Genomic DNA, 26,148 nt, shown 5'->3' on the forward strand with positions numbered 1-26,148 from the left:
TGCTGCACCTGATGCGGCCCGGTACGCTGCAGCTGGCCGCGCTGCCGCCGCTGTCGCTGTACGTGCATCTGCCCTGGTGCCTGCGCAAGTGCCCTTATTGCGACTTCAACTCGCACGAATGGCGCGCCGGCGGCGAGGCGCTGCCCGAGCAGCGCTACATCGATGCGGTGGTGGCCGACCTCGACGCGGCGCTGCCCCTGATCTGGGGCCGCACGGTCCACACCATCTTCATCGGCGGCGGCACGCCCAGCCTGTTCTCGCCCGAGGCCGTCGACCGGCTGATCGGCGACCTGCGCGCGCGGCTCAAGCTCGCGCCCGATTGCGAGATCACGCTCGAAGCCAACCCCGGCACCTTCGAGCGCAACCGCTTCCGCGCGTACCGCGCGGCCGGCGTGACGCGCCTGTCGGTCGGCGTGCAGAGCTTCAACGACCAGCACCTGCAGGCGCTGGGCCGCGTGCACGACGCGGCCCAGGCCATCGCCGCGGTCGAGGAGGCCGCGAGCGCCTTCGACACCTTCAACCTCGACCTGATGTACGCGCTGCCCGGCCAGAGCCCGGCGCAGTTCGAGGTCGACCTCGAGCAGGCGCTGGCGCTGAACCCGCCGCACCTGTCGGTCTACCACCTGACCATCGAGCCCAACACCTACTTCGCCAAGTTCCCGCCGGTGGTGCCCGAGGACGACGCGGCCTACGCGATGCTCGACCGCATCACCGAACGCACCGGCGCGCAGGGCATGACGCGCTACGAGGTCTCGGCCTATGCGCGCGACGGCCACCGCTGCGCGCACAACCTCAACTACTGGCAGTTCGGCGACTACCTGGGCATCGGCGCCGGCGCCCACAGCAAGCTGAGCTTCGCGCACCGTCTGGTGCGCCAGGTGCGCTACCGCGAGCCGCAGCGCTACATGAACCAGGCCCTGGCCGGCGCGGCCGTGGCGCAGAGCGAAGAGGTCGCGATCGCCGACCTGCCCTTCGAGTTCATGCTCAACGCCTTCCGCCTGAAGGAAGGCTTCACGCTGGCGCAGTTCGGCGAGCGCACGGGGCTGTCGATCACCAGCATCCAGAAGGGGCTGGAAGAGGCCGAGCAGAAGGGGCTGCTGCAGCGCGACCTGTGGCATGTCTGGCCGACGGAGCGCGGGCTGGATTTCCTCAGCGACCTGCAGAGCATCTTCCTGCCCGACGCCTAGATTTCCGCCGAGTGTCCGGGGCGGGCTTCACGTCAGCATAAAATCGCGGCCTGCCTTCGCCACCCGGAGGCAGCTTCGGAGAGTTGGGTGAGTGGTTTAAACCAGCAGTCTTGAAAACTGCCGACGTGAAAGCGTCCGTGAGTTCGAATCTCACACTCTCCGCCAACTTTTTCCGAAACCCCCAATGAAAACGGCCACCCTAGGGTGGCTTTTTTGTTTTTACCCCTGTTCTTGCCCGCTTTTTTTGACGCCCTGGCGCTGGGGGAGGTGCGCGCAAGCACACGCGGCGCCTGCGGGCTCCGCCGCCGCGCGATCCCCGCTTTCAAGCCCCCGTCGCCGCGTCCCGCAAGGGCACCGGCGACGCCGATGCGAAGGTGTCGCCCAGGATCTGATTGCGGCCGCTCGACTTGCTCAGGTAGAGCTGGCGGTCGGCATTGGCGATCCAGAGTTCGGCCGGCATGTCGGGCAGGCAGCGCGCGGTGGCGATGCCGATGCTGACGGTGACGTACGAGCTGACGGTCGACGACGTGTGCGGGATGCCCAGCGAATGCACCTGTGCATGTATTTCCCTGGCCACCGCCATGGCGGTGTCGAGGTCGGAACCTGGCAGGACACAGGCGAATTCCTCGCCGCCGTAGCGTGCCGTCAGGTCGGAGGCGCGGCGCACCGCGCGGTTGAGCGCTGAAGCGACCATCGCGATGCAGCGATCACCGGCCGGGTGCCCGTAGGTGTCGTTGAACAGCTTGAAGAAATCGATGTCGAGCATGATCACCGAGAGCCAGTCGGCGGTGCGCGCGAGCCGCGCCGTCTCCACGGCCAGGGTCTGTTCCAGCTGCCTGCGATTGCTCAATCCCGTCAGCGCATCGGTCACGGCCAGCTGGGCCAGTTGGTCGCGCAGTCGCTTGAGCTCGATGTGGTTGTGCACCCGCGCGCGCAGCACGACGGGCTGGATGGGCTTGGTGACGTAGTCGATCGCGCCGAGCAGCAGCCCTTTCGTTTCCGCCTCCTGGTCGCTCAGGCCGGTGGTGAAGATGATCGGAACGTCGGCGAGCAGCATGTCGTCCTTCAGCATTCGGCAGACTTCGTAGCCGTCGATGCCCGGCATCAGCACGTCAAGGAGGATCAGGTCGGGCAGCACGGAGCGCGCGACTTCGAGGGCCTGCTCGCCCGAGGTCGCGAAGCAGATCTCGTAGTCGTCCTCCAGCGCTGCGTTCATGATCTCGATGTTCGAGATCTCGTCGTCGACGACCAAAATCACGGCCCGCTCATTCATGGGTGCGTCCTGTGTGGGGGAGGGAATCACCGGGGAAGGCGCTCGCGCCCGCACCCTGGTCCAGCAGCGCGAGGGCGCCGGCGTAGTCGAGCCGGTCCAGCGCGATCTTCACCGGATGCGCCAGCGCCGCTTCGGCCGACAGGCCCAGCGCCTGCGCGAGCTTGTCGAAGGACGCGCGCGCCCCCAGGCTGCGGCGCTTGAGCGCCGTCCGCAGCGCTTCGCCCGCGCCTTCGACGGCCGCGCTGTCCAATGCGGGCGCGGCGGCCGGCACCGCGGCGGCTTGGGTGGATGGCGTCAGGCCGGCGGCTGCCGCGAGCGCAGGCGACAGCAGCCGTTCGAGCGCGTCGAGGCGCTCCTCGATGTCCTTGGGAGGGCTGCCGTCCGCCAGCGAAGCCTCGATGGCCGCGGCCGCGTCCGCCACGGTGCCGATCTCCAGCGATGCCGCCACGCCCTTGAGCGTGTGGGCCAGGCGCCTGGCCTCGGCCAGGGCGCCTTCCGCGATCTGGCGGCGCAGCGTGGGCACGGCATCGGCGAAGCCGTCGGCGAAACCGACGATCAGCTTGCGCAGCAGGGGGCGCTTGCCGTTGACGCGCTTGAGCGCCGCGGGAATGTCGAACGGTGGCAGGCTGTCCGGCAGCGCGTCCACCGGGGCCGCGGCCACGCCGGGCGCAAGTGCCGTGGGCGGCGGTGCCGCGCCCTGCGTCGCCGGCGGCTTCAGCCAGCGGTCGAGCGTGCGGACCAGGAGCGCCGGATCGACCGGCTTGGCGATGTGATCGTTCATGCCCGCCGCGAAGCAGCGATCGCGTTCCGCGGCATAGGCGTGGGCTGTCATGGCGATGATCGGCAGGCGCTCCGAGGTCCAGCGCTGGCGGATGCGGGTGGTGGCCTCGATGCCGTCCATCTCGGGCATCTGGACGTCCATCAGGATTGCGGCATAGCCCGCACTGTCCTGTGCTTCCACGCGCTCGCAGGCGATGCGCCCGTTCTCCGCGATGTCGACCCCGAGGCCGGCATCGCTCAGCAGCTCGATCGCGATTTCCCGGTTGATGTCGTTGTCCTCGACCAGCAGCACGCGCAGGCCGCGCAGGGCCGCGCTGACCATGGGCACCGTGGGGGCCTCGTCCTGGCTGGTGGCCTTCGGGGCGCCGCCCGGAGTGAACAGCCCGGTGATGGTTTCGAGCAGCACGTGCGGATCGACCGGCTTGACGAGAAACGCCGCGATGTCGCTGGCTTCGGCCTCGCTGCGGAATTCCTCGTGCCGGTAGGCCGTGACCAGCAGCACCACCGGCAGCCGGGTCAGCGTCGTGCTCGCGCGCATGGCCTTGACGGTCTCGATGCCGTCGAGCCCCGGCATCTTCCAGTCGATCAGGGCCAGGTCGTAGGGCTGGCCCTGGGCGCTCGCCATTTCGACGGCGCCCAGCACCTCCTCGCCGGAGGCGACCAGGTCCACCGCCATCGACCACGAGGCGAACACGCTCTGCAGGATCTCGCGCGAGGCCGGGTTGTCGTCGGCGACCAGCACGCGCAGCTTCAGGATCTCCGGCGACGGCTGCGCGAAGGCCGACAGGGCGGCCTCGTCGCTGATGCCCATGACCACGGTGAAGGAGAAGGTGCTGCCGGTGCCGGGATGGCTCTCGACCCGGATCGATCCGCCCATCAGCTCGACGATCTGCTTGCTGATCGCCAGACCCAGCCCGGTGCCGCCGAAGCGCCGGGTCGTGGAACTGTCGGCCTGGGTGAAGGAATTGAACAGCGAGGCCTGTTGCGCCGCCGTCATGCCGATGCCCGTGTCCTGGACGGACACGTTCAGGGTGACGTCCTTGTCGTTGCGCTCCAGCAGGTTGACCGAAACCGTGACGGCGCCGCTGTCGGTGAACTTGACGGCGTTGCTGACGAGGTTCAGCACCACCTGGTTGAAGCGGAACTCGTCGCCGATCAGCGTGGCGGGCACGTCCTTGCCCACCACCGACCGGATCACCACGCCCTTGGCTTCCGCATCGACCGCGGCCAGGTGCAGCTGGTTGTCGAGCGAGGCCCGCAGCGTGAACGACCGGTGCTCCAGCGACAGCTTGCCCGCCTCGTTCTTGGAGAAGTCCAGGATGTCGTTGATCAGGCGCAGCAGCGCGATGCCCGCATCGTTGATCTTGGACACGTAAGCCTGCTGCCTCGGCGTCATGTCGGTGCGCAGCGCCAGATGGCAAAAGCCCAGGATCGCGTTCATCGGCGTGCGGATCTCGTGGCTCATGTTGGCGAGGAACATGCTCTTGGCCCGGTTGGCTTCCTCGGCCTCCTGCGTGCGCGCCTCGAGTGCGTCGTTCTTGGCCATGATCTCCGCGCTCATCGTGCCGATGCGGCCGAAGGTCTCGACCAGCATGTCGCTCAGCCAGACCAGCACCGCGGTCTGGAAGGCCACGATGCCCGCGTGGAGCAGGACCCGCATCAGGTTGCTGCCGCCCGGGAACACCGCATAGGGCAGCACGAAGTCCAGCAGCAGATGGTGCAGGGCGATGGCGGACGCCGCGACGATGATCGCCCGACGGTCGCACCAGGCGATCGTGAGCGCCAGCGTGGCGAAGAAGTACATGTGCATGTCGATCTGCCAGGACGAGCCAGACATCAGCGCCACCAGCAGCGCGGGCTCCCCCATCAGCGCCACCGCCGACAGGTAGCGCGTGGCCGGTGCGATGCCCTGGCGCCACCAGCTCAGGTGGTAGGCGCCGGCGAGCAGTGCGCCCGCCAGCGCGGCCCCGATGGCGGATTGCCCCGCGGCCATCGCCACGAACACCAGGATCGGCACATGCAGCCAGAACAGGACCAGCAGGAAGCGTCCGAAGCGTTCGCGCACCTTGTCGAGTTCGATCGTCATTTCGAGAGTTCCAGGGCCGGTGGTTGGAAGCCGAGGCAGCCCCGCAGCCGCAGCGGATCGAGCACGAGCCATGCGCCCGCGCCATAGAGCGCGCGGACCGCATCGGGCCGCGTCGATTGAATGATCAGCAGGTTCGACGAGGCGCCGAAATCCATCACGCGGCCGTCGGCCGATTGCACGAGCGCCATGCGCTGGTCCACGCTGTACCAGGCCGGGGCGACGACGGCGAACTGGCCGTCCTTGCCGGAAGGATGGAGCGTCGCAACGGCCAGTCCGATGAGCAATGCGAACAGCAGGCCGGCGGCCTGCCAGAGATCACCCAGCTTGAAACCCGGGTCGACCGAGCGAACGCCGAATTGCATGAGTCGCGGCGTGCTTTGGGGTGTCAGTGAATTTGGCACAGTCATGCAATACAAAAGAATTAATTTTCATTCTGTTCGCTGGATGGCGGGGCATGAAATTTTAATCGATCGTGAACTGGTAATGCCTCGATCGTGAATCGATTCGAAGCGCGAAATCGATTGATCGGACTCGGAATGAGCGAGCTGTGATCGCCCGTTGCGGCGCCGGGAAATTCCCCGAGTGATGACGCTGTTGTCGAATTCCCGGTGTTTCCGATGGGTTGGGGGCAGGTCGCGACGACTGTCTTGCGAGACAGATCGGTACGCCTGGCTATACGGCGGATGGACATCTGCCCATGCCAGGCCAACGTCGATGACCGTCAATGGCGCCACGTCTTTCACGCCCAGGATCCGCGGATTCAAAATGGGCCGGATTGCGCTTCACATGGGGCGGTCTGGGAAGGAAATCACCGCGCTGAAGGAGAAATTCTTGTCGGAGATAAAAATTCTGCGGGTCAAGTCACGGCGGAAATCTCGGACTTGGAAAATAAAAAAGTCCAATTTCTGCGCGGATTCGCCAGGGTCGTAGATCGCGAAATTCGACAGCCGGTCCCCGCAAACATCCAATTGTGGAAGGTGGGCCGGAGGCCAGTGGCCGTATTGTTTTGACCCCTGCCTTGCGTACGGCATGGGCCGTCGGACCCATGCGTTCAAACGCATCCATCGAGCCGAAGAATGAACCGTGCCTGAGGCGGCGGTTGCAGTCCCGAGAATCCCGCGATCTCGGCCCGGTGCTGCGCCATCAGGTATTGCACCGCTGACCTGGCCTGCATCGGTGGGGGCTCGTCTTCGGGCGCCTGTGCCAGGCGCATGTACGCGGTGAACTGGGGCCGGACCTGCGCGGCGCCTCCCAGTTCCGCTTCGAGGGTCAGGCCGTAGCGTTGCTCGGCGTTCCTTCGTTCGTCGCTCGGCAGATCCGGGAAATCGATCAAGGCAACGGTGTAAGTCATGCACCGGGAACCGACGCCATGTCGATGTCGGCACTCGCCATCTGCCCCAGAACTTCCATCGCGTCGAGCCGGGCCGCCCCCTCGCTGTCGAACGAGAGGGTGCTCTGTGCGAGAGGCGTCGCGTCGCCCGCCTTGAATCGCCACGACCAGAGCGCCGGGCCGGTGCTGAATACTTCGATCACGTGTGAATCAGGCGCCGGTCGTACTCACTTGGTGGTGTAGCCGCCATTGATCAGGATGGTCTGGCCGGTGATCCACCAGCCGTCGCTGACCAGGTGGCGGATGAACGGAACCACGTCTTCGATGTCGGTCAGGCCGGTCTTGCTGAAGGGCGAGAGCGCGGCTGCGGTCTTGTGATACGCCACCGCCTCCGGGCCTTCGGCCGGATAGAAGAAGGGCGTGTCCATCGGACCCGGCCCCACAGCCGTGACCGAGATCCCGCGTGCGCCGAACTCCTTGGAAGCTGCCCGGGTGTAGTGTTCGACGGGCGCCTTGGTGCCGGCATAGGCGGCATAGAAGGGCGTGAAGGCGCCGAGCAGCGAGGTCACCAGCGTGCAGACCTTGCCGTTGTCGTTGACGTGCCTGCCCGCTTCCTTGAGGAAGAAGAAGGCGGCCTTCGAGTTCACCGCCGTCATCTCGTCGTACTCCGCCTCGCTGATCTCGGCCAGCGGCTTCTTGAGCACCTTGCCGACGGTGTTGATGGCGATGTCCGGCCGGCCCACCGCGGCGACGGTGTCGGCAAAGAGCTTCTCGACCGCGCCGGCCGTGCTCAGGTCGGCCTGGATGGCGACCGCCTGCGCGCCCGCGGCCTTCACCGCGGCAACGGTGGCATCGGCATCCGCCTGGCTGCTGGTGCTGTTGTAGTGAATCGCCACGGCCCTGGCGCCGTGCCGTGCCAGGTCGCGGGCGATCAGTCCGCCCAGGTTCTTGGCGCCGCCTGCGATGAGCACGACTTTGCCTTGGATGGCATGGTCCGCCATGGGATCTCCTTCGATGGATTGAGCAGCCTTCAGTCTAGGCAGCAACGCAGCGGAGGATCAGCCCGGAGAAGCTGGATAGATTGTCCAGAAAATCGCGCCAATCGCATCGACCGGCCGATGAAGCGCTGCTGCGTTCCGGCCATTCCCTTGGGCACCGGCAGGTGCCCGGGCCATGGGCGCCCCTACACTGTCGCCCGCCGGAATCAGGGACAACACCGTCGAACGAGGAGCAGAAAGACAGCACAACGATATGGACAAGCTCGACCAGTACCGCGTCTTCGTCCAGGTGGCCGAGATGGGCAGTTTCATCAAGGCGGCGCACACGCTGGCCTTGCCCCGTGCCTCGGTCTCCGCGGCCGTGCAGCAACTGGAGGCGCAGGCCGGCACCCGGCTGCTGCATCGCACGACACGACGGGTTCACCTGACCAGCGATGGGTCGCAACTGCTGGAGCGTGTGCGCCAGTTGCTGGCCGATGCCGAAGACATCGGTGGGCTGTTCCGGGCCAGCCAGCACAAGGTCAGCGGGCGCCTCACCGTGGACGTCCCCAGCCGCATTGCGCGCCGCCTGATCGCGCCCGCGCTGCCCGGGTTGCTGCGGCGCCATCCCAGGCTGCTGCTCACGCTCGGGTCGACGGACCGGTCCATCGACCTGGTGCAGGAGGGCGTGGATTGTGCGGTGCGGATCGGCACGCTGCACGACAGCAGCCTGGCGGTGCGTCCGCTGGGGCACATCGCCTTGATCAACTGCGCCGCCCCGAGCTACCTGCACGAGCACGGCGTGCCGGAGAAGCCCGAGGACCTGGCATCCGGTCACTGGGCGGTGGGCTATGCGTCGCCGACAACGGGCCGGGAACTGCCCTGGGAGTACCTGTCGGAGGGAGGCCAGGAGCAGGCGAGCAGGGTCGCGAGCCGCGTGATCGTCAACAACGCCGAAAGCTATATCGCGTGCTGCCGCGCAGGGGGCGGCCTGATCCAGATCCCGCGCTTCGACGTCCAGTACCTGCTGGACAGCGGCGAACTGGTCGAAGTGATGCCGGCCTTCCGTGCGGCGCCGATGCCGGTGTCCCTGCTGTACCCGCACCGGCGCCAGCGATCGAATCGCCTGGCGTTGTTCGTCGAATGGTTCGGGGAGCTGATTCGACCGCACCTCGAACGCTGATGCCTGCGATGGGCTTGAGCGTCAAGCCGACGAAGCTGAGGGTTGAAACGCTCAAGGCCCCCAATCGGGCCTTGCTTGGGGTGGCGTGAGCGAAGCGACAGCACCGCTATCGGATCACCCCCCACTGCTTCGCCCCCCACGGAGCGCTCAAATGGCTGCCGACGAAGCAGCACAGAAAGGCCAGCGGGACCGTCACCAGGGCCGGCGGGTCGAGCGTCACGACAGGCGCCGCGTGGCCGAGCACCTTGACCCAGACCGACGGCCCCAGCACGGTGAGGACTAGCGAGCCGACGATGCCCGCGCTGCCGCCCAGCACCGCGCCGAAGGCCGTGAGCTTCTTCCAGTAGATCGCCAGCAGCAGCACCGGGAAGGTCGAGGAACAGGCGATGGAGAAGGCCAGGCTGATCATGTAGGCCACGTTCTGCCCCTTGAATGCGATGCCCAGTGCCACCGCGAGCAGGCCGAGCGCCACCGTCGCGATCCGGATGATCCGGAACTCCTCCTGCTCCGACGCGACGCGCTTCTTGAAGATGGCGCCGTAGATGTCGTGGCTCACGGCCGAGGCGCCGGACAGGGTCAGGCCCGCGACCACCGCCAGGATGGTGGCGAAGGCCACCGCGGCCACGACGCCGAACATCGCGTCGCCGCCCAGCAGGCGCGACAGGTGCAGCGCCGCGGTGTTGCCGCCGCCGATCAATGCACCGCTGGCGTCCAGGTAGGTCTTGTCCGAGCGGACCAGCGCCAGGGCGCCGAAGCCGATGATGAAGAGCAGGGCGTAGAAGCCGTTCATGAACACCGCCGCCCACAGCACCGAGCTGCGCGCGGCCCTGGCGTCCGGCACGGTGAAGAAGCGCATCAGCACATGCGGCAGTCCGGCGGTCCCGAACATGACGGCCAGGCCGAGCGAGAACGCCGACCACGGGTCTTTCGCCATCGTGGAGGTGCCCAGGATGGCACTGCCCCGCGGATGGATCTCGACGGCGCTCGACAGCAGCGCCGCGAAGCTGAAGTCGAAGCGGGCCAGCACCAGGACCGAGATCACACAGCCCACGCACAGCATCAGGACCGCCTTCACGATCTGCACCCAGGTCGTGGCCAGCATGCCGCCGAAGGCCACGTAGAGGATCATCAGCACGCCGACCAGCATGATGGCGACGCTGTAGTCGATGCCGAACAGCAGTTGCACCAGCTGGCCGGCCCCGACCATCTGGGCCACCAGGTAGAACGCGACGATGGTCAGGGAGGCGCAGGCGGAGAAGATGCGGATGCCGTTGCCGCCGAGCCGGGAACAGACCACGTCCGTGAAGGTGTACTTCCCCATCCTGCGCAGCTTGCCCGCCATCAGGAAGACCACGACCGGCAGGCCGGTGGTGTAGCCGATGGCATAGAACAGCCCGTCGAAGCCGCTGCTGAAGACCAGCGCCGACAGGCCCAGGAACGCGCCGGCCGAGAGCGCATCCCCGGTGATCGCCAGGCCGTTCTGGAAGCCGGAGATGTTGCCGCCCGCGGCATAGAAGTCGCTGGTCGAGGAGGTGCGCCTGGCCGCCCACCAGGTGATCAACAGGGTGGTGCCGATGACCAGGGCGAACAGGGACAGCGCGATGGCGCTGGGGGCGGGGGCGCCGCTCCCTTGCGCCGAGGCGCGGCTGTACGCCAGGAGCATGGCGAACGAAAGGGCAAGGGTTTTCATCGCGCGCCCTCCCGGTGGGTGACGGCGACGTAGACGATGGTCAGCACCACGCCGAGCGCGATCACGCCCAGGCCCAGCGAGAAGGACACGGGGATGCCGTTCGAGAAGCTCCGACCCGTCACGAAGGCTGGGGCGAAGCAGCAGGCGGCGACGAAGAGAAGTACGACAGGACCTGCAGCGCCGTGAGCGCCAGGCCCAGGGCGACGTTGTCGCCCTCGTGGGGTTGAACTCGATGCATGTGAACCTCTTGGGAATGAAGAAAAAAACAGGCGCAGGCCGGCCCGCGCGGCGCTGGTGCAGCGCCGCTGGACGGAAGAGCGTTGGGCGTCGGACCCGGCTCAGAGCTCGCCGGTCAGGAACTGGGCGCGGCCCTTGCCGAACGACCAGTCCGCGTCGGCGTTCTCGACCACCGAGACCACCAGATCGCCGGGCGCGAGGCCGCACTGCTCGGACAGATGGCGGCCGAGCAGCGCATAGAAGCGCAGCTTCGCCGCCTCGGGCCGCGGGCGCGTGACCACGGTGACGAGCACCGCATCGGGCGTGCGCGACATGCCGAGCCCGGTGTCGTCGAGCACCAGTTCGCTCGCGCGATGCCGCGTGACGGTCTGGTAGCGGTCGGTGGATGGAACGTCGAAGGCCTCGACCATGGCGCGGTGCGCGGCATCGAGCAGCGCGCGGACGGCCGCGTCGTCGCGTCCTTCGCCGATGTGGAAGTTCAGCAGGGGCATGGCTCGCTCCTCAGCCGCGGGTGCGCAGCAGGCGTGCGGCCTGCTCGGCGATGCTTCGCACGACCAGGGCCGCGGGCGGGATGTCGGCGATCAGGCCGATGGCCTGGCCCACGGTGACGTTCGCACAGTCGCAGTCGCCCGCGTCGTAGGCGCTCTCGACGCGGACCTTCTCCTCATCGCGCACGGCCTTCAGCGCTTCTTCCCGGCCATGCCATTGGCGGATGAAGTCGTTGACCATGAGGCGGCCGGTGTATTCCGCCGGCCAGTCGCGTCCGCGCGCGATGTCGTAGACCGATGTGCGCACCGTCTGCCCGCCCTTCGCCTCGACCACGAGCTGCTTGGCGTTCGGGTGGATCAGCGCTTCCTGCGTGGCCCAGAAGCGCGTGCCGATCAGCACGCCGTCGGCGCCCAGCATGAGCGCCGCCGCCAGGCCGCGGCCGTCGGCGATGCCCCCGGCGCTCAGCAGCAGGGTCTCGGGTGACTTGCCCGCCAGGTAGTCGGCCGTCTCGGGCGTGAAGGTCATGGTGGTCTGGCGGTCGAAGCCGTGGCCGCCGGCTTCCGTGCCCTGCGTGACGATCACCGATGCACCGCAGTCGATGGCGCGCTGCACGTGCGCGAGCGTCTGCACCTGGCAGATCAGCGGCACGCCCGCATCGGTGACCTTGCGTGCATACGGCGCCGGGTCGGAGAAGGAGAGCATCAAGGCCTTGGGGCGGCGCTCGAGGGCCTTGTCCAGCAGGGACACGTCGTGGCCCATGGACCAGGTGATGAAGCCGCAGCCGATGGCGGCGTCCCCGGCCAGGTCGAACTCGCGCTGCAGGGTGTGGTGGCTGCCGTAGCCGCCGCCGAGCAGGCCCAGCGCGCCGGCGTTGGACACCGCGGCCGCGAGCCGTCCGCCGGAAGCGGGGTCCATGGGGGCGAGGGCGATGGGATGGCTGAGGCCGAAGCGTCGTGTGAACCGGGTGTCGAGCATGGAAGGCGTCTCCGCTGGTGGTTGAACTCGGCGGGATGCTAGGGAGAACCGTCCATCGCGAAAAACGATTTGTTGAGATTCAAGCCATGCCCAGAATGAATGGATGAGAACGGTGCAAAGCGAACTCCAGCGTGCACCACGGCCGTGCCACGTCGCGTCCGAAAGGGAAATCCCTAGCAGTCAGAGCCGGCATGCATCGTGCATCATCAATTTTTCAGATGGACTCTTTCATTGGCCATCGTCAAGGGGAATCGAATGGAGATGGCGGACCTGACGACCTTTGCCGCCGTGGCGCGCTGCGAGGGGATCACGCGCGCGGCGAAGGAGCTGCACACGGTGCAGTCCAACGTGACGAACCGGATACGCGCCCTCGAGCAGGAGGTGGGCGTGCGCCTGTTCGAGCGGCACAGCCGTGGCGTCGTGCTGACCAGCGCCGGGGTGCGCTTGCTGCCCTATGCGGCGCGGGCCGCGGCCTTGCTGCAGGAAGCGACGGCCATGGCCCGGGACGACGGCGAGGCCAGCGGCACGCTGACCATCGGCACCATGGAAACGACCGTGGCGGTGCGCCTGCCGCCCGTGCTGGCGCGTTTCAGCGCGCTGTGTCCAGCGGTCGAACTGGTGGTGCGGTCGGGACCGACGGCCGAGCTCGTCGAGAAGGTCCTGGACGGGGAGATCGATGGCGCGTTCGTCGCGGGGCCGATCGACCATCCCCTGCTGCGGGTCGAGCGCGCGTTCGAGGAGGAGCTGGTGCTGGTGACCTCACGCCGCTGGCCGGACCTCGCGGCGCTGCGCAATGACCGGGCCCCGATCGCGGCCCTGATGTTCCGCACGGGCTGCTCCTACCGGCAGAAGCTCGAGCAACTGCTCGTGCAGTTGGGCAAGCCGGCGTTCAAGCGCCTGGAGTTCGGTTCGCTGGATGGCATCCTCGGCTGCGTTGCGGCCGACGTGGGCATCACGCTGCTGCCCCAGCATGTGGTCGACCGCAGCCTGTCCGCGGCCGATCTGTTCGTGCACCAGGTCGATGTGAACATCGCCCGCGCGCCGACGGTCTTCATCCAGCGCCGCGAAGCCTGCGAGACGAGCGCGATGAAGGCCTTCGGCCAGTGTGTCGCCTCCGCCTCGGGTTTGGGCGCATCGCCCTATCCGGTGGCCGGGCAGAACCTTGCCGTGCACCTTCAGCCGGGTGCGCCCGTGGCGCCGTGAGGGCCGCGGCCCCTGCGCACCGCTGGCCGCGGCATGTCGGGGTGCGAGGGGCCGGCCGGGCGTGTTGTCGCCAGGTCCCGCCTCAAAGCGCGCCGCGGCGCAGGAACACATGCGTGGCGCGCTCGCCCGCCACCTGCCGTTCGCAGCGGTAGCCCAGCGCCGGCAGGTCCAGGCCCGCGAACAGCGCCTCGCCCCTGCCCAGCAGCACGGGCCGCACGGCCAAGTGCAGCTCGTCGATCAACCCGGCCTGCAGATACGCGCGCACGGTGGCCACGCCGCCGCCCACGCGGACATCGCGCCCACCCGCGGCGGCGCGCGCCTGCGCCAGTGCATCGTGGATGCCGCCGGTGACGAAGTGGAAGGTGGTGCCGCCTTGCATCGCCAAGGGCGCGCGCGCATGGTGGGTCAGCACGAAGACCGGCACATGGTACGGCGGCTCGTCGCCCCACCAGCCTTTCCAGCTGTCGTCGGGCCAGGGCCCGCGCACCGGCCCGAACATGTTGCGCCCGAGGATCCAGGCCCCCATCTCGGCGAAGCCTTGTTCGGCGATCTCGTTGTCGATGCCGGTCTCGCCCTCGGCCTCGCCCCCCTGGTGCATGCGCTGCCAGACGCGCGTGGGGAAGAACCAGTCCATGAGTTCGGGACCGCGAACACCCAGCGGATGCGCCAGGCTCTGGTCGGGGCCGGCGGCAAAGCCGTCGAGCGAAACGCCGAAGCTGCGCACGAGCAATCGGGTCATGGCGTCGTCTCCTGCAGGAAGGGGATGGCAGTCTAGCGCCGGTGCGCCCGCGCAGGGGCATCCGTGTCGATGTCGCGGCTGCCGTGTCCGGCACGTGTGCCGCACGCAAGCGCCCATGGACACATGCGGGGCGCGGCGCTCCATCGCCATCGATGCCCCCCGCATGCCGTCACACCCGCGCCGAGGATTCGGCGTCCTGGAACGCAAGTCGTCCGCGCAACCAGGCCACGAACGCGTCGAGTTCCGCCGGCAGCGTGCGACCCGCGGCAGGCAATGCCATCAGTGTGAAGGGCAATGGCACGAAGCCCCAGGGCGCCACCAGCCTGCCTTCGGCCAGCTCTCTTCGCACCAGCCTCTTCTCGACCAGTGCGACGCCCAGCCCCGACAGTGCGGCCTCGATGCAGAGGTGTGTGTGGGGCAACGCGATCTGGCCGCCGGTCCCGATGGAGCGGCCTGTCTGTCGCTCCCAGTGGGTCCAGGCACTGGACGTGAAGTCGTGCGTGATACGTGTTCCCGCCTTGGCCTTGCGCCTGTAGTCGGGCCTGCAGACGGGGCCGAACGCCACGGGCGCCAGCGGGATGGCGCGTGCGCGGTCGGCCTCGGCGTACGAACTCAGATCCCAGGCGATCACGAGGTCCGCGCCCTCGGTCCTGATTTCGCGCGCCGACGTCATGGAAAGCCGGATGCGGACGTCCGGGCGCGTGCGATAGAAGTCCTCGAGGTTCGGCACCAGCCATCGCATGGCGAAGGTGGCGCTGCATGCCACATGCAGGCCGGAGCCGCGCACCTGGGCTCGCAATCGCGCGTAGCCCTGTTCGAGCTGTTCGAAGACCCCGCCCACCAGCGCGTGCAGATCTTCTCCGTGCCGGTTCAGCTTCAGGCCCGTGCCTTCCTTGTCGAAGAGGGCCGCGCCGACATCCGCCTGGAGAAGCTTCAACTGGCGGCTGACCGCGCCGTGGGTGCGGTGGAGTTCCTCGGCGGCCCGGGTCACGGAGCCGGTGCGGGCCGTGGCCTCGAAGGCGCGCAGCAAGGACAGGGGCGGGAGGCTGCGCACTCAAAACTCTTCCGTCAAAAAAACTGACGCATGGCGTCACGGAAATCGATTTTCAGATGCTATCCGATTCCGTAAATTCTTCTCTGTAGAAAGTCATTCCGCAGGCGATAAAACCTTCTTCGATGAGAGGTCGCTTGCGAATTTCCCGCCAGTTTTCTTATCGATGGAGAGTCAGAAGATGAGCCGCATCACAGCGCTTGTGGGTTACGAAGTCATGGACAGCCGGGGCCATCCCACGGTCGAAGTGGAGATCACGCTGGAGGATGGCGCCCGTGGCCGGGCCATCGTTCCCTCCGGTGCGTCGACGGGCGCGCGCGAGGCCGTGGAGTTGCGCGACGGGGACCCCGCGAGGTACCTGGGCAAGGGCGTGAGGGGGGCGGTCGACGCGGTCAACACCGAGTTGCGAGGCGTGTTGCTCGGAATGGACGCGTTGGCCCAACACGCCATCGACCACGCCATGATCGAATGCGACGGCAGCGAGAACAAGCAGCGCCTGGGCGCGAACGCGATCCTCGGGTGCTCGATGGCGGCCGCGCAAGCCGCCGCGGCATCCGCGCGCACTTCGCTGTTCCGCTATCTGGGCGGCGTGCAGGCGGCGGTGCTGCCGGTGCCGATGATCAACATCATCAATGGCGGCGCGCATGCCGACAATCCGCTCGATTTCCAGGAGTTCATGATCGTGCCGACGGGTGCGACCTCGTTCGACGACAGCGTGCGCATGGGGGCCGAGGTCTTCCACACGCTGCGCGCTGCGCTCCAGCGTTCGGGCTTCAACACCAACGTGGGCGATGAAGGCGGCTTCGCGCCCACGCTGCGGTCGGCTGAGGAGGCGCTGGACCTGATCGTCGAAGCCATCGCGGCAGCGGGCTACAGGCCCGGTGTGGACATCGGGTTGGCGATCGATCCGGCCGCCAGCGAATTCTTCAACGACGGACGCTATGTCTATCGCGGTGAAGGCGTGGAGCGCAGCATCGAAGAGCAGGTCGACTATCTGGCCAGGCTGGTGGCTTCGTACCCGATCGTGTCCATCGAGGATGGCGCGGCCGAGGACGACCTTGCCGGATGGAAGCTGCTGACATCGCGGCTGGGCGGCCGATGCCAGCTCGTGGGCGACGACGTCTTCTGCACCAACGAGCGGCTTCTTCTGGCCGGCATCGACGCATCGATAGGCAACTCGATCCTGGTCAAGATGAACCAGATCGGGACGCTGAGCGAAACCTTGTCCACGGTCCGGGCCGCGCAACGGGCCGCGTACAAGGTCGTGATCTCGCATCGTTCCGGCGAGACGGAAGACGTCAGCATTGCGGACATCGCCGTCGCCACCAACTGCGGCCAGATCAAGACCGGTTCGCTGTCCCGCGCGGACCGGACCGCCAAGTACAACCAGCTGATTCGCATCGAGCGCGAGCTGGGCTCGCAGGCGAGTTTTGCCGGCGTGAAGCCGTTCGCGGCGCGTGCTCGCGTGCGTTGACCGGGGGCGGTGCGCGGTCGCGAGATAGCGCAGTCGAACGGGACGCCAGATCCCATGCGGGGCGGGCGCGCTTCGGCTTGAACACGGCCCGATGCCTCGGGTACGCTTGCGGCATGCTCAGCATTCACGCCGATACCTCCCATGTGATCCAGCTAGCCGTGGGGCCCTCGTTCATGCTGGCGGCCATTGGCGGGACCTTGACCGTGCTCACGAACCGCCTGGCACGCGTCAACGACCGCATGCACAAGTGCCGCGACGAGCGCGATGGCGCGAGCCCGACCCGGTGCGGGGAGATCGATGGCGAACTGGCGACTCTCAACCGCCGGGCGAAGATTCTCAACGCCGCGGTGTCCACCGGCGCGCTGTGCGGCGTCATCGTCTGCCTGCTCATCGGCTCGCTGTTCGTGGCGAACGAACTCACCTTGGCCTTCGACCGGCCGGTCGCCGTCCTCTTCGTGGTCGCCATGCTCGCGCTGATCGCCACGTATGGACTGTTGCTGGTCGAGGTCTTCGTGACGCAGCGCAGCATCAATCCCACGTAGCTTGCAAGGGGCGGCGCGAGGGGGACCATTGGCCACCTGGAAACCCTAGTGTTTTCGCGGCTTTCCGCCCGGTGCGACACTGGTCTGGGGTGCAGATTGTGTAGCAGACGAAAGCGCCGAGCAACTCCAGTTTTCCCGCCTGAAGGAGGCTTTATACGGCTCCTGGCGAATCACCCCTGGCCCGTGTCATCGGGGAGCAACTCAGCGCCGCCATCGAGAACAGCTTTGACTCGCCACACCCGTTTTGGCGTGAGAAAAACGTCAGTGGAAAGTCGAGTTCCACGCTGAGTCCCCGTAGGCCTCGCGACCAGATGGTGCCGACACAGAGTTTGACTTCAAGAGCCGAAACCGCCCAAATCGGTCTCCTTCCCAAGCGCGCGACGGGTCGCGCTGCGTGTCATTCAGCCTTGTTCCGGGCACGTGGTTCCCCTAGGGTTTGTGAGTCCAGCCTCTTTGTCGGGCACGCTCTGCGAGGGCCTGCGCTTTAGCCTTCACTGTCTTTGGGGTTGTTAGCCCAGTGAAGTCAATGACTGCATGTTCGGGAAACGGAGCAGGGTCTGGGCGCCAAGGCAGTCCCACTTCTGTGAGTTCACGCTCCACGACCGATACGGTGCCGATTGCGGTGAGCTTCAACACGGTTGTGTAGTGATTGAAGCTCCGGTCAGCTGCGATTTGTTGGCCGTCGTAGACAGAGAGCAAGCCAGCGTCTTTCGGGGTGGGGCCGAAGGCTTGGCTGGTGATTCGACCATCCTGGACCCACGAAGGGTGAACCTGGCGGTGCAGCGTTTGTTCTTCGTTTGCCATCAGTGAGTCACTTGCGTTTTGCCATGCCGACGGACTGCGTCGGCGAGTGCTTTCCAACCTCCTGGGGTTTTGAGGTCGAGGACACCGTCTTCGAGGACTTCTCCGTCTGCGGTGCGCGACACCATCAGTTCGGCAACTCGACGGTCCAGCTCAACCTCGACCGAGGCAGTAGCAGTGGGGAAGCTCCACTCCAGTTGAAGCCCACCGGGCAATGTCGGGTAGACATAGGGCACTGGAAAGCCCGTTGGCCAGTGGTCAGTCCACGAGCTTGAGAACCAAGCTAGGCCGGCTATGGATGGTCTAAGACCGTCACCGTCGAACCACCCGTCGCTCAATAGAGCAAGCTCATTGAGTCGCGCTTGAACATCCAGGGCCGCCCTTGCGGGGGCTCGCTCACCGGTCCGAATTCGCTCGTCCAGCAACTTCATGAGGTCCGGCGGCTGTCTGACGAGGTGGTAGCTCCAACGCCCGAACCTCCCGTCGTTGTTGACCGCGCTACTCCATCGGTGCGCAGCGGCAGCCTTCACCTCGGCGTCACCTGTCTGGCCCTTGATTTCCACTATGAGGTGTTCGCCGTTGGTTAGCTCGACAATGAAGTCAGGCAGGTAGCGGCGGCGGATGCCGTCCTTGCGGTACGGCACGATGAACCCCAGGTGGTCGTTCTTGACCCACTTGGCGACGCCCTCATGTGCGTCGAGGGCCGTGGCCGCCGCCTGCTCCCACGTCTTCGTGTCGGCGACGATGGCGTTCAGGTGGCACTTCTGCGCCGGCCAGGGCTGCCGGCCGGTGGAGAACTCGACGTGTCGCGTCGAGCGCTCGCCCGCAGGCCCTGGCGTGATGATGGGCCGCTCTTGCGTCTTGCCGCTTTCGTCCACGGGCATCAGCGAGTCGAACAGGATGCCCACCGCCTGCTGGAAGTACGGGTTCAGCGCCACGTCCTGCGGCGCGCGGTTGCCCGAAAGCTTCAGTTTCTCGGCCAGGAACCGAGTGGTGTAGCTCAAAAGTTGCGGAAACAGCCGGTGTGTCGGTATGACATCGCCACGGTCGGCCAGCCACTGCTGCGTCAGCACCTTGGCCATGGTGAATGCCACCTGCTGCACGCGCACCTTGACGCGCCACTGCTCCAGGTTCACCACGTCGGCCGCGCCTGGCCCGTAGGCGGCCAGGGCGCCGTCCTGCGTGGTCAGCCCCTTCATCAGGGTCACATCCGGCACCGTCATGGGGTTCAGCTCCAGGGTCGGCACCTTGGGCCAGTCCATGGTCAGCTGGGTCACGCCAGGGTCGGTGTAGCCCTCCACCACCGGGAAGCCCAGCTCGTACTGCGCCTTGGCCGGCACCGCGTAAATCTGGTTGGCCGGCGGTGATGGCGGCTGCTGGGCGCCGCCCTCCACCTTGAACGGGATGAGCTCGAAGGGCACGCCGAAGACCTTCGCCGTCTCTTCGCGGAAGAAGCCGGTGGCCTCGTCCACCGCGTAAGAAGTTCGTCGCAGCGCCCGGCCCACCACCTGCTCGCACAGCAGTTGCGAGCCAAAGGGGCGCAGGCCCACCACGTGCGTTACGGTGGTGGCGTCCCAGCCCTCGGACAGCATGGCCACGCTGATGATGCATCGCACATCACGGCCGGGCGGCACGCTGGCGTCGATGGTCACCAGGCCGTTGTCGTCGTCCTCCAGGGCCTTGCGGTTGTGCTTCTCGACCATGGCCACGTACTCTTCGGGCACCTTGTTGCCCAGCCAGCCGGTCTTGCCGATGGTCTCCAGCACGAAGCGCAGGCGGCGTGCCTCGTCGTTCTTACCGCCGCCCTCTGCGATTTCCTCGGCCACTTTGCTGTCCACCCGCACGGTCCATTCACGGCCCGGCGCGTTGCGGAACTGCTCCGGCGCCGCGCCGTAGGTGGCGTTGCCGTTGGCCAGCCAGTCGTAAAGCTCCTTGGCCAACGCGGTGTCGCGGCAGACGATGATGAAGACCGGCGGTACGGCGGACTTGCGGTTGCCGGCCTTGAACTGCGCCGACCACTGCTCGGCCGTCTTGCGCCACTCGTCGGCCAGTTGCACTATGGGCTGCGTCGCGTAGCGCATCAGGACGTCGGGTGTCAGCTTGCCGCTGTGGCCTTCCTTCTCGGCAATCTCCTGCACCCAACGCCACACGTTGAAGTAGGCCGGCGTCTCGGTGCCGCCGATGTCCTGCGTGGGGAGCTGCGGAATCTTCACCAGGCCGGCCTCGATGGCCTCCAGCAGGCTGAAGTCGGACACCACCCACGGGAAGGGCTTGCCCACTTCGTTGCCGCTGCCCTGGATGAAGAACGGCGTGGCCGACAGGTCCACGCACAGCCGCACGCCATTGGTCCGGCCGCCCAGTGCCTTGTTGATGCGGTCCAGGCCTTCAATCCACACCGTCGCCTCGCGGGCATCGACCTCGGCCGTTTCCTCGTCGATGGCGAAGGTGTCCTCGGCGTCGAGCTTGCCGCGCCGGTAGGCGTGGTGGGCCTCGTCGTTCATCACCAGGATGGCCGAGCTGCGCCCCTTGCGGTTGCCCAGCACGCGGCGCAGGAAGGCGGTGTCGCTCTCGTAGTAGCGGACCTCCTTCACCTCGAAGCCGGTGAGCTGGCCCTTGTTGTCCCGCAGCTCGCGCAGGATGTCGAAGGCCCCGGTCAGCGCCTGCTGCCGGATGTCGGCCTCGGTCAGCTCGTCGCGCCCGCCTAGCTTCACAGAACGGGTCTTCTCGATAGGCACGCCACGCTTGACCACCCTGGCCGTGGTTCCGTTCACGTCGGACAGCTCGCGCCGTTCGAGGTTGTGCCAATTGGTGATGAACACCTCGCCGCGCCGCAGGTCGGGCATGCGGTGCAGCGGCACCAGTTGCCGCGTGCGGTACAGGCTCAACTCGTCGAGGTTGGGGTCGAGCTCGCGCAGCCGGTCGCGGATGGTGACGTTCGGGCAGACGATGAGCACCGTGTCCGAGTAGGCCGAGGCCTGCGGCTGGGCCACCTTGTTGAGGATGGACCAGGCCGACAGCATGCCCATCACCGTGGTCTTGCCGCTGCCCGTGGCCATTTTTAGCGCATAGCGCAGGAAGGCCTTGTAGCCCTCAGCCTTCGCGTCTTCGCCCGGCTCGTCGCTAGGGATGTTGATGCCCTGCTTCAGGTCGTCCGGGCCTTCCACCAGAAACAGCACCGTCTCCACCGCTTCGAGTTGGGCGAAGAACAGGCGCTGCGAGCGGTCAGGCGAGCGCCACAGTTCCAGCAGTTCCCGCGTTACCTTGGTCGCACCGGCATATTCGCGCTCGCGCCACTCCTGCAGCCGCTGGCGGATGAGGTTGGCCAGGTCCAGCAGGTATTCCTGACCCTTGGATGCGTCGTCCAGCAGCGACTGCTGGCCCTTGGCCTTGCGCCCGCGCGCTGCGCGGTCAGGCACGCGGAAGAAGTACGAGGCCAGACGACGGCCTGGCCGCTTCTCCGGATGCTTTCCTTCCTCGATGTGCCAGTGGTAGGCCGGTGGCACGTAAGGCAAGTTGATGATGGGCGCTTCGACGGCGTTGATTTGGCTCAAGGCGCGCCTCCCGCCGTGATGGCCGCCAGCTCAGGGTTCACGGTTCGCCCGCAAATCTCCCAGATGCGGTGAAGGCGCTGGTCGCGGAAGCTGCGGTAGGTCGGAACGTCGAAAACCAGCTTCTTGGTGTCGGCCGCGAATTCGTCCAGCAGCAGGTGTTTCTCGATGGGCGACCCGAAGGACTTGAGGCGCCCGAAGTAGCTGTCGGGCAGTTCGGCCCGCTTGCGGATGTTGTCGGTCGCACCGACGAAGCGGTAGTTGCCCAGCGTGTTCACCTCGGCGCTGCCGAGTCCCAGCTTCGTGGACAAAGCGTGTCGCGGATAGATGTGGTCGACGTGCGGTTCGTTGCCCTTGTACTTCACATCGAACGGCGATGTCCCCATCTGGTCCACGTACACCAGGTTCAGCAGCAGGAATCGCAACCGCGTCTGTTCCAGGTGGCCCTTCTGCAACTCGGTCGGGTAGCCGCGCCCGATGAAGTAGTCCTTGACCGCTTGCATCGGGAACCCGCCAGGCGCCGGCTGCCCGACCACCGAGTGCAGTGCATTGATGACCTTGTCGGTGCCCTGCGAGTACCAGCCGAAGAGCTGGGCCTTGTAGTAGTAGCCGCGCATCAGCGCCCGGCTGCGCTCCGTGGGCTTCGGGTTGAAGTACAAGTAGTCGAACAGCGGGATGAAGCTGTTGTGGCTTCGGACGACCTTTTCGGCGTAGACCTTCAGGTCCGTCTTGAGGAAGTCGCGCAGCTCCTGGAAGGCTGCTTCAGCCCTGTCCCAGTTCACCTTCATTTCCGCCAGCAGTTTGGTCCCGTCGGCGCCGGTGAATTTCTCGGCCGATGCCTCCGCACCGCGCCCATGCACCACCAGCAGGCACTTCAGCGGGAATGTCTTGTCGAAGCCGATGTTGGTACTGTTCAGCAGCTCGGTGGTGTCTTCGATGGCCTCCTCGATTTCGTCCCAGCCTTCCTTCATGGCGGCGAACATCAGGTCGGACGCATCGAGCTTGGTGCCGCCGGAGTTCACCCGGACGAAGATGTCCAGCACGGTCCCGTAGGTGTAGTTGTTCGCCACACCGTCGAGCTCCTGAATCCAGAAGTGCTTGTCCTCGCGCAGCAGTGAAACCAGTTGGCCGAAGTTGCGCCGCACGCGTTTCTGCCGCGCCTTCTGGTCCTGGCTCGTCGGCTGCTTCTCTGCTGGCAGCGCATCGTCGGCCTCATCAAGGCTGTCGTTCATTTCCTCCGACAGTTCCTCGGCCACGCGCTGGACGTCCTTGCCCACAAGGTCGGCCACTCGGTACCAAGGGCGCGGCAGAGAAACCTTTGAGAACTTCAGCGTGTACAGAAGCCCATCGTCGGCCAGCGCTGCTCCGCTGCTGGCATCGAAGTAGGCCTCCAGGCGTTCGCCGTCTGGGCCCTTGATGGCACCGGCAAAGGTGGCATACAGCGTCTGCAGTCGCTGCTGACCATCAAGAACGAACGTCTTTTCGCATCCGGCCTTGCTGATGTTCGACTCGTAGTAATCGCTCAGGTCGGGGTCCCATTCGACCTCCTCCATGAACTTGCGGGCCTTGATTTCGTCCTTGGTCTTCCAGAACAGCAGCGTCTGGATGGGGTAATTGCGCATCAAGCTGTCGAACAGCTTGAGCATCTGCTCTTCCTCCCAGACGAATGGGCGTTGGATGTGTGGAAGGAACAGCCCCTTGTTGATGACCTGGATGAGGTTGTAGAGCGAGCTCGGCTTGTAGCTCATGCCTTCACCTCCAGCACGCGCATCAGCTCGTTACCGCGCTCGTCGATGACCTTCACCGCCACGCGGCGCTTTGGCCCGATGGGGAATGGCTCGCTCACGGTGCCGGCCAGGTGCTCCCACACCGACGGGTCGAACTCGGCCTTCAGCGACTTCTGCAGGTTGTCCCATGCGGCGGTCTTGGGGAAGAAGACCTGGGTGGCGTAGAAACACATGCCGTCGTAATCGGTGTCCAACATCCACGCCGGAAGGTTTTGGCCCGGGATGTCTTCTTGCTCCATCGTGGCCGGGTTGAAAATGTCCAGGCCGCGCAGCTCGACCTCCCACAGGTCGGCGCCCTCGTCGTTCTTCTTGCCTGTCTTGCGGGGCACTGCGTCGGGCAGGCCGGTGACCGAGAAGATTTCGCTGGCACGGCTGGTCTTCAGCAGGTCGCTCATGGCCACGTCCGGTGTGACCGTGACGTAAGTGCAGGGCACGCGCAGCTTGGCGCGGTCCTCCAGCAGTTCGCGGGCCTTGGCCTGGATGGCGAAACCGAAGAAGTAGAGGTGCGGGAACTTCAAGAAGTAGGCCTCTCGGGCGGCCTCGAACACCACGTCGGATGAGATGGCACCATCCTCAGGGCCGAAGACCACGGCGATGCGGTTGCCCTCGGCGTCCAGGCCTTCGGCATGGATGGCGTCGCTGTCGGTCATGCGGCGGATGTCGGCCAGCACCAGTTCGCGGTTGCCTGGCAGGCGCAGCGTCTTGGACTGGCGCAGTACCAGGGTCATTCGCTCGATGTGCGTGGCAGGGTCGGCGTAGCGGCCGGCGGGTTCAGCCACCTGCAAAGGCAAGCCGCCGTTGGCAGTGTCGGCATCACCCAGAGCGGCATCCAAGCTCTGGGCCCCGGACTCTGCCGGGGCACTGTCTTTAAGCTCAACCGTCTGCGCCAGCGCAATGGTTGCCTCAACTACGAAGGGGCCGGCAACGCGCGTAACTTTGTCGTTGACCTCGGGCCTGTCTACCAAAACCTCGGTCACCGGTGTTTCTTCGTTGGCAATTGACTTCAGTGTGATGTGCGGCACCAAACCGCCAACCTCTTCGCCGCGCCTGCTCTGTTTTCGCTTGTAGACGAACCCACCTTGCGGGCCAGATTGTTGGTCTTTCAGTTCGTAGAAAGGAAACGTCGCCGTCAATAGTCGTTGTCGCGCCAAAGCCAGCGGAACCCTCGATGTGTCGCAGGTAATCCAGCGGCGTCCCCATCGCTCTGCCGCAAACGCTGTTGTCCCCGACCCACAGGTAGGGTCAAGGACCAAATCTCCTGGAGCAGTCACCAAGTGCAGACATCGCTCTAAGACACGAGTATCCGTCTGGACCACGTACAGCCTATCGTCACCCACAAACCCACCAACTCCTGTGTCATTCCACACGGTACCTAATGGGCTCAACGCGAAATCATCGAAATATCGAACGAATCGAAGAGTATTGCCCTTTATCGCCAAGCGCTTCGCAGTCCGCAGCCGCTCGATTCCGACCTCATGGGTGGCCCAGTGTCGATTTGCGGCTGGTCGAAACGGTCGTCCCCCGAAGTTCACAACAAAGCCAAGCGAGTCTTGCCACCCTGGCGAAACCATTGGATTTCTTGCAAAAACTCGACCAAGACTCCGAACAGAGTTGCCAAGCTTCTTCTCTTCGCTCCCCAATGCTCTGCGAGTACCGTCAGGTAATTCAATTTGGTCGTAAAACTCAAGCTCCTCAGGGCTGATTGGGCGGTCCAAAAATACCTTGTTTACCTTCTGCCGCGTTTTGTCCTTGGCGTACCACAATAAGTAGTCGTGTGTTGTAGAAATTCGGTCGTCACTTGAGAATCCGGTCTTCTTAAAAGCAATTTGCGCCACGTAGTTGGACGAACCGAAAACCTCGTCAAGCACTGCTCTCGCGTGGTGCGCATTGTCGTCGGATATTTGCACGAATATACTGCCCGTCTCACTGAGGAGCTCCTTCGAGAGAAAGAGCCTATCGCGCAGATAGGTCAAGTAAGAATGAAGTCCAAGTTCCCATGTGTCTCGATAGGCCTTCACCATTTCCGGCTCACGGGTCATAAATCCGTCCTTGCCATGCTTGTCCCCCATGTCACGGTCACGGACAAATGGCTGAAAATTCGACCCGAACTTAACCCCATAAGGTGGGTCCATGAATATCATTTGAACCTGACCACCGAGTCCCTCGAACTCCAGCAGCGAATTCATTACCTGCAAGCTGTCCCCGAGAATCATCCGGTTCTGCCACGGGCCCTTGTGCTCGTATGCATCGAGCTTGTCGGTCACGTCCAGCCCGCCGCCGTCACCGAAGAGGTCGTAGGTGGTGCCCTTGGCCTTGCGGTGCTTGATGCCCTCCAGGATGGCCTTGGTCGAATGCCGTTCGTGCACGAACAGCGGCACCGTGGGCACTGAAATCTGGTGACGCTCGGCCTTGCCGGTCCAGTTCAGGAAGGGCTGGCTCAGCGCCTGCAGCAGGTCGGCCGCTGCCTTCAGTGACTGCACCTGCACGCCACCGCCGGCCCACACTTGTGGCCCGGTGAACACCGCCGCCTCGCCTTCGGTGGCGCAGCGCTGCACCAGTCCCAGCAGCCATTCGGCCAGGTCGCGGTTGCGGTCCTCGTCCCAGCTCAGCGCCGGGTCCAGGCTGCTGTCGTAGCGGTAGGTCTTCGGCAGCTTCTTGGTGTTGAACTGGTCCTGCACACCGACGTCAGGGCGCTGGGTGGCCTGCTGGCTGTGCTGGTAGTCGGTGGTCTGGTTTTCCGTCGCCGCTGTTCTCTTTTTCGTTGCCAAGGCCTGCTCCCGAAATTTGTTGGTTTGC

The 26,148-nt window shown here is 65.7% G+C and carries 19 protein-coding genes, 1 tRNA gene and 1 pseudogene; 6 read left to right on the plus strand and 15 right to left on the minus strand.

Features of this window, described 5'->3' with window-relative positions; translation table 11 throughout:
* Nucleotides 1-11: 11 nt before the first annotated feature.
* Together hemW and QTI20_RS11750 are read left to right on the plus strand one after the other, a co-directional pair.
* Nucleotides 12-1,187, plus strand: a complete 1,176-nt coding sequence (hemW, locus tag QTI20_RS11745; RefSeq protein WP_286553384.1) for a radical SAM family heme chaperone HemW — start codon at nt 12-14, stop codon at nt 1,185-1,187.
* Nucleotides 1,188-1,264: 77 nt separating this feature from the next.
* A tRNA-Ser gene (locus tag QTI20_RS11750) sits at nt 1,265-1,352 on the plus strand.
* Between the two features lie 157 nt (nt 1,353-1,509).
* On the opposite strand, the gene QTI20_RS11755 is transcribed toward QTI20_RS11750, so the two are convergent.
* The 6 genes from QTI20_RS11755 to QTI20_RS11780 form a co-directional block, all read right to left on the minus strand.
* On the minus strand, nt 1,510-2,460 hold the full coding sequence (locus tag QTI20_RS11755; RefSeq protein ID WP_286551069.1) for a diguanylate cyclase: 951 nt from the start codon (nt 2,458-2,460) through the stop codon (nt 1,510-1,512).
* Nucleotides 2,453-5,326 (minus strand): response regulator, encoded by a 2,874-nt coding sequence (locus QTI20_RS11760; RefSeq protein ID WP_286551070.1) that lies wholly within the window; start codon nt 5,324-5,326, stop codon nt 2,453-2,455. Before QTI20_RS11760 ends, QTI20_RS11755 begins: the two co-directional genes overlap by 8 nt.
* Nucleotides 5,323-5,688 (minus strand): hypothetical protein, encoded by a 366-nt coding sequence (locus QTI20_RS11765; protein ID WP_286551071.1) that lies wholly within the window; start codon nt 5,686-5,688, stop codon nt 5,323-5,325. Before QTI20_RS11765 ends, QTI20_RS11760 begins: the two co-directional genes overlap by 4 nt.
* 689 nt (nt 5,689-6,377) lie before the next feature.
* Nucleotides 6,378-6,677 (minus strand): hypothetical protein, encoded by a 300-nt coding sequence (locus QTI20_RS11770; protein WP_286551072.1) that lies wholly within the window; start codon nt 6,675-6,677, stop codon nt 6,378-6,380.
* A complete protein-coding gene (locus QTI20_RS11775; protein WP_286551073.1) occupies nt 6,674-6,859 on the minus strand; it encodes a hypothetical protein in 186 nt (61 codons plus the stop codon). Before QTI20_RS11775 ends, QTI20_RS11770 begins: the two co-directional genes overlap by 4 nt.
* 24 nt (nt 6,860-6,883) lie before the next feature.
* Complete coding sequence (locus tag QTI20_RS11780) at nt 6,884-7,657, minus strand: SDR family oxidoreductase (RefSeq protein WP_286551075.1); 774 nt, start codon at nt 7,655-7,657, stop codon at nt 6,884-6,886.
* A gap of 250 nt (nt 7,658-7,907) precedes the next feature.
* Here QTI20_RS11780 and QTI20_RS11785 point away from each other — a divergent pair, with 250 nt between their 5' ends.
* Nucleotides 7,908-8,816 carry a LysR family transcriptional regulator gene (locus QTI20_RS11785; protein ID WP_286551076.1) on the plus strand — a complete coding sequence of 303 codons (909 nt, stop codon included), beginning with the start codon at nt 7,908-7,910 and terminating at the stop codon, nt 8,814-8,816.
* 106 nt (nt 8,817-8,922) lie between these two features.
* Here the strand turns inward: QTI20_RS11785 and QTI20_RS11790 are convergent, their stop codons facing one another.
* From QTI20_RS11790 to QTI20_RS11805, 4 genes are all read right to left on the minus strand, one after another.
* Entirely contained in the window at nt 8,923-10,506 is a 1,584-nt protein-coding gene (locus QTI20_RS11790) for a sodium:solute symporter family transporter (protein ID WP_286551077.1), read from the minus strand.
* Nucleotides 10,503-10,628: a hypothetical protein gene (locus QTI20_RS11795; RefSeq protein WP_286551078.1), complete on the minus strand. Its 126-nt coding sequence runs from the start codon at nt 10,626-10,628 to the stop codon at nt 10,503-10,505. Before QTI20_RS11795 ends, QTI20_RS11790 begins: the two co-directional genes overlap by 4 nt.
* 216 nt (nt 10,629-10,844) lie before the next feature.
* On the minus strand, nt 10,845-11,234 hold the full coding sequence (locus QTI20_RS11800) for a tautomerase family protein (protein WP_286551079.1): 390 nt from the start codon (nt 11,232-11,234) through the stop codon (nt 10,845-10,847).
* 10 nt (nt 11,235-11,244) lie between these two features.
* Entirely contained in the window at nt 11,245-12,207 is a 963-nt protein-coding gene (locus QTI20_RS11805) for an NAD(P)H-dependent flavin oxidoreductase (RefSeq protein ID WP_286551080.1), read from the minus strand.
* Nucleotides 12,208-12,438: 231 nt separating this feature from the next.
* On the opposite strand from QTI20_RS11805, the gene QTI20_RS11810 reads away from it, so the two are divergent.
* Nucleotides 12,439-13,410, plus strand: a complete 972-nt coding sequence (locus tag QTI20_RS11810) for a LysR substrate-binding domain-containing protein (RefSeq protein ID WP_286551081.1) — start codon at nt 12,439-12,441, stop codon at nt 13,408-13,410.
* Between the two features lie 82 nt (nt 13,411-13,492).
* On the opposite strand, the gene QTI20_RS11815 is transcribed toward QTI20_RS11810, so the two are convergent.
* Together QTI20_RS11815 and QTI20_RS11820 are read right to left on the minus strand one after the other, a co-directional pair.
* On the minus strand, nt 13,493-14,149 hold the full coding sequence (locus QTI20_RS11815) for a dihydrofolate reductase family protein (protein WP_286551082.1): 657 nt from the start codon (nt 14,147-14,149) through the stop codon (nt 13,493-13,495).
* Nucleotides 14,150-14,318: 169 nt separating this feature from the next.
* Entirely contained in the window at nt 14,319-15,179 is an 861-nt protein-coding gene (locus QTI20_RS11820) for a LysR family transcriptional regulator (protein ID WP_353507282.1), read from the minus strand.
* A gap of 202 nt (nt 15,180-15,381) precedes the next feature.
* On the opposite strand from QTI20_RS11820, the gene eno reads away from it, so the two are divergent.
* Nucleotides 15,382-16,674 (plus strand): phosphopyruvate hydratase, encoded by a 1,293-nt coding sequence (eno, locus tag QTI20_RS11825; protein ID WP_286551084.1) that lies wholly within the window; start codon nt 15,382-15,384, stop codon nt 16,672-16,674.
* A 113-nt stretch (nt 16,675-16,787) separates the two neighbouring features.
* The gene (locus QTI20_RS11830) at nt 16,788-17,216 is read left to right on the plus strand and encodes a DUF2721 domain-containing protein (RefSeq protein ID WP_219215945.1); all 429 of its coding nucleotides are present in this window, start codon (nt 16,788-16,790) and stop codon (nt 17,214-17,216) included.
* 1,217 nt (nt 17,217-18,433) lie between these two features.
* Here QTI20_RS11830 and QTI20_RS11835 read toward each other — a convergent pair.
* The 3 genes and pseudogenes from QTI20_RS11835 to QTI20_RS11845 form a co-directional block, all read right to left on the minus strand.
* Nucleotides 18,434-21,568: pseudogene (locus tag QTI20_RS11835) on the minus strand (BPTD_3080 family restriction endonuclease); the annotation flags it as partial.
* Complete coding sequence (locus QTI20_RS11840) at nt 21,565-23,313, minus strand: DUF262 domain-containing protein (RefSeq protein WP_286551086.1); 1,749 nt, start codon at nt 23,311-23,313, stop codon at nt 21,565-21,567. The pseudogene QTI20_RS11835 and the gene QTI20_RS11840, both read right to left, overlap by 4 nt.
* On the minus strand, nt 23,310-26,120 hold the full coding sequence (locus QTI20_RS11845) for a site-specific DNA-methyltransferase (protein WP_503011418.1): 2,811 nt from the start codon (nt 26,118-26,120) through the stop codon (nt 23,310-23,312). The genes QTI20_RS11840 and QTI20_RS11845 overlap by 4 nt, the downstream gene beginning before the upstream one ends.
* Between the last annotated feature and the right edge of the window lie 28 nt (nt 26,121-26,148).

It is taken from the genome of Variovorax sp. J2P1-31 (genome assembly GCF_030317215.1).
In the GTDB taxonomy this organism is placed as follows: Bacteria; Pseudomonadota; Gammaproteobacteria; order Burkholderiales; family Burkholderiaceae_C; genus Variovorax.

Bases quoted from the DNA above. Each gene is read 5' to 3' on its own strand.
- hemW (WP_286553384.1), top strand. From the start codon at position 12: ATGCGGCCCGGTACGCTGCAGCTGGCCGCGCTGCCGCCGCTGTCGCTG.
- QTI20_RS11755 (WP_286551069.1), bottom strand. From the start codon at position 2,460: ATGAATGAGCGGGCCGTGATTTTGGTCGTCGACGACGAGATCTCGAAC.
- QTI20_RS11760 (WP_286551070.1), bottom strand. From the start codon at position 5,326: ATGACGATCGAACTCGACAAGGTGCGCGAACGCTTCGGACGCTTCCTG.
- QTI20_RS11765 (WP_286551071.1), bottom strand. From the start codon at position 5,688: ATGCAATTCGGCGTTCGCTCGGTCGACCCGGGTTTCAAGCTGGGTGAT.
- QTI20_RS11770 (WP_286551072.1), bottom strand. From the start codon at position 6,677: ATGACTTACACCGTTGCCTTGATCGATTTCCCGGATCTGCCGAGCGAC.
- QTI20_RS11780 (WP_286551075.1), bottom strand. From the start codon at position 7,657: ATGGCGGACCATGCCATCCAAGGCAAAGTCGTGCTCATCGCAGGCGGC.
- QTI20_RS11785 (WP_286551076.1), top strand. From the start codon at position 7,908: ATGGACAAGCTCGACCAGTACCGCGTCTTCGTCCAGGTGGCCGAGATG.
- QTI20_RS11790 (WP_286551077.1), bottom strand. From the start codon at position 10,506: ATGAAAACCCTTGCCCTTTCGTTCGCCATGCTCCTGGCGTACAGCCGC.
- QTI20_RS11800 (WP_286551079.1), bottom strand. From the start codon at position 11,234: ATGCCCCTGCTGAACTTCCACATCGGCGAAGGACGCGACGACGCGGCC.
- QTI20_RS11805 (WP_286551080.1), bottom strand. From the start codon at position 12,207: ATGCTCGACACCCGGTTCACACGACGCTTCGGCCTCAGCCATCCCATC.
- QTI20_RS11815 (WP_286551082.1), bottom strand. From the start codon at position 14,149: ATGACCCGATTGCTCGTGCGCAGCTTCGGCGTTTCGCTCGACGGCTTT.
- eno (WP_286551084.1), top strand. From the start codon at position 15,382: ATGAGCCGCATCACAGCGCTTGTGGGTTACGAAGTCATGGACAGCCGG.
- QTI20_RS11830 (WP_219215945.1), top strand. From the start codon at position 16,788: ATGCTCAGCATTCACGCCGATACCTCCCATGTGATCCAGCTAGCCGTG.
- QTI20_RS11840 (WP_286551086.1), bottom strand. From the start codon at position 23,313: ATGAGCTACAAGCCGAGCTCGCTCTACAACCTCATCCAGGTCATCAAC.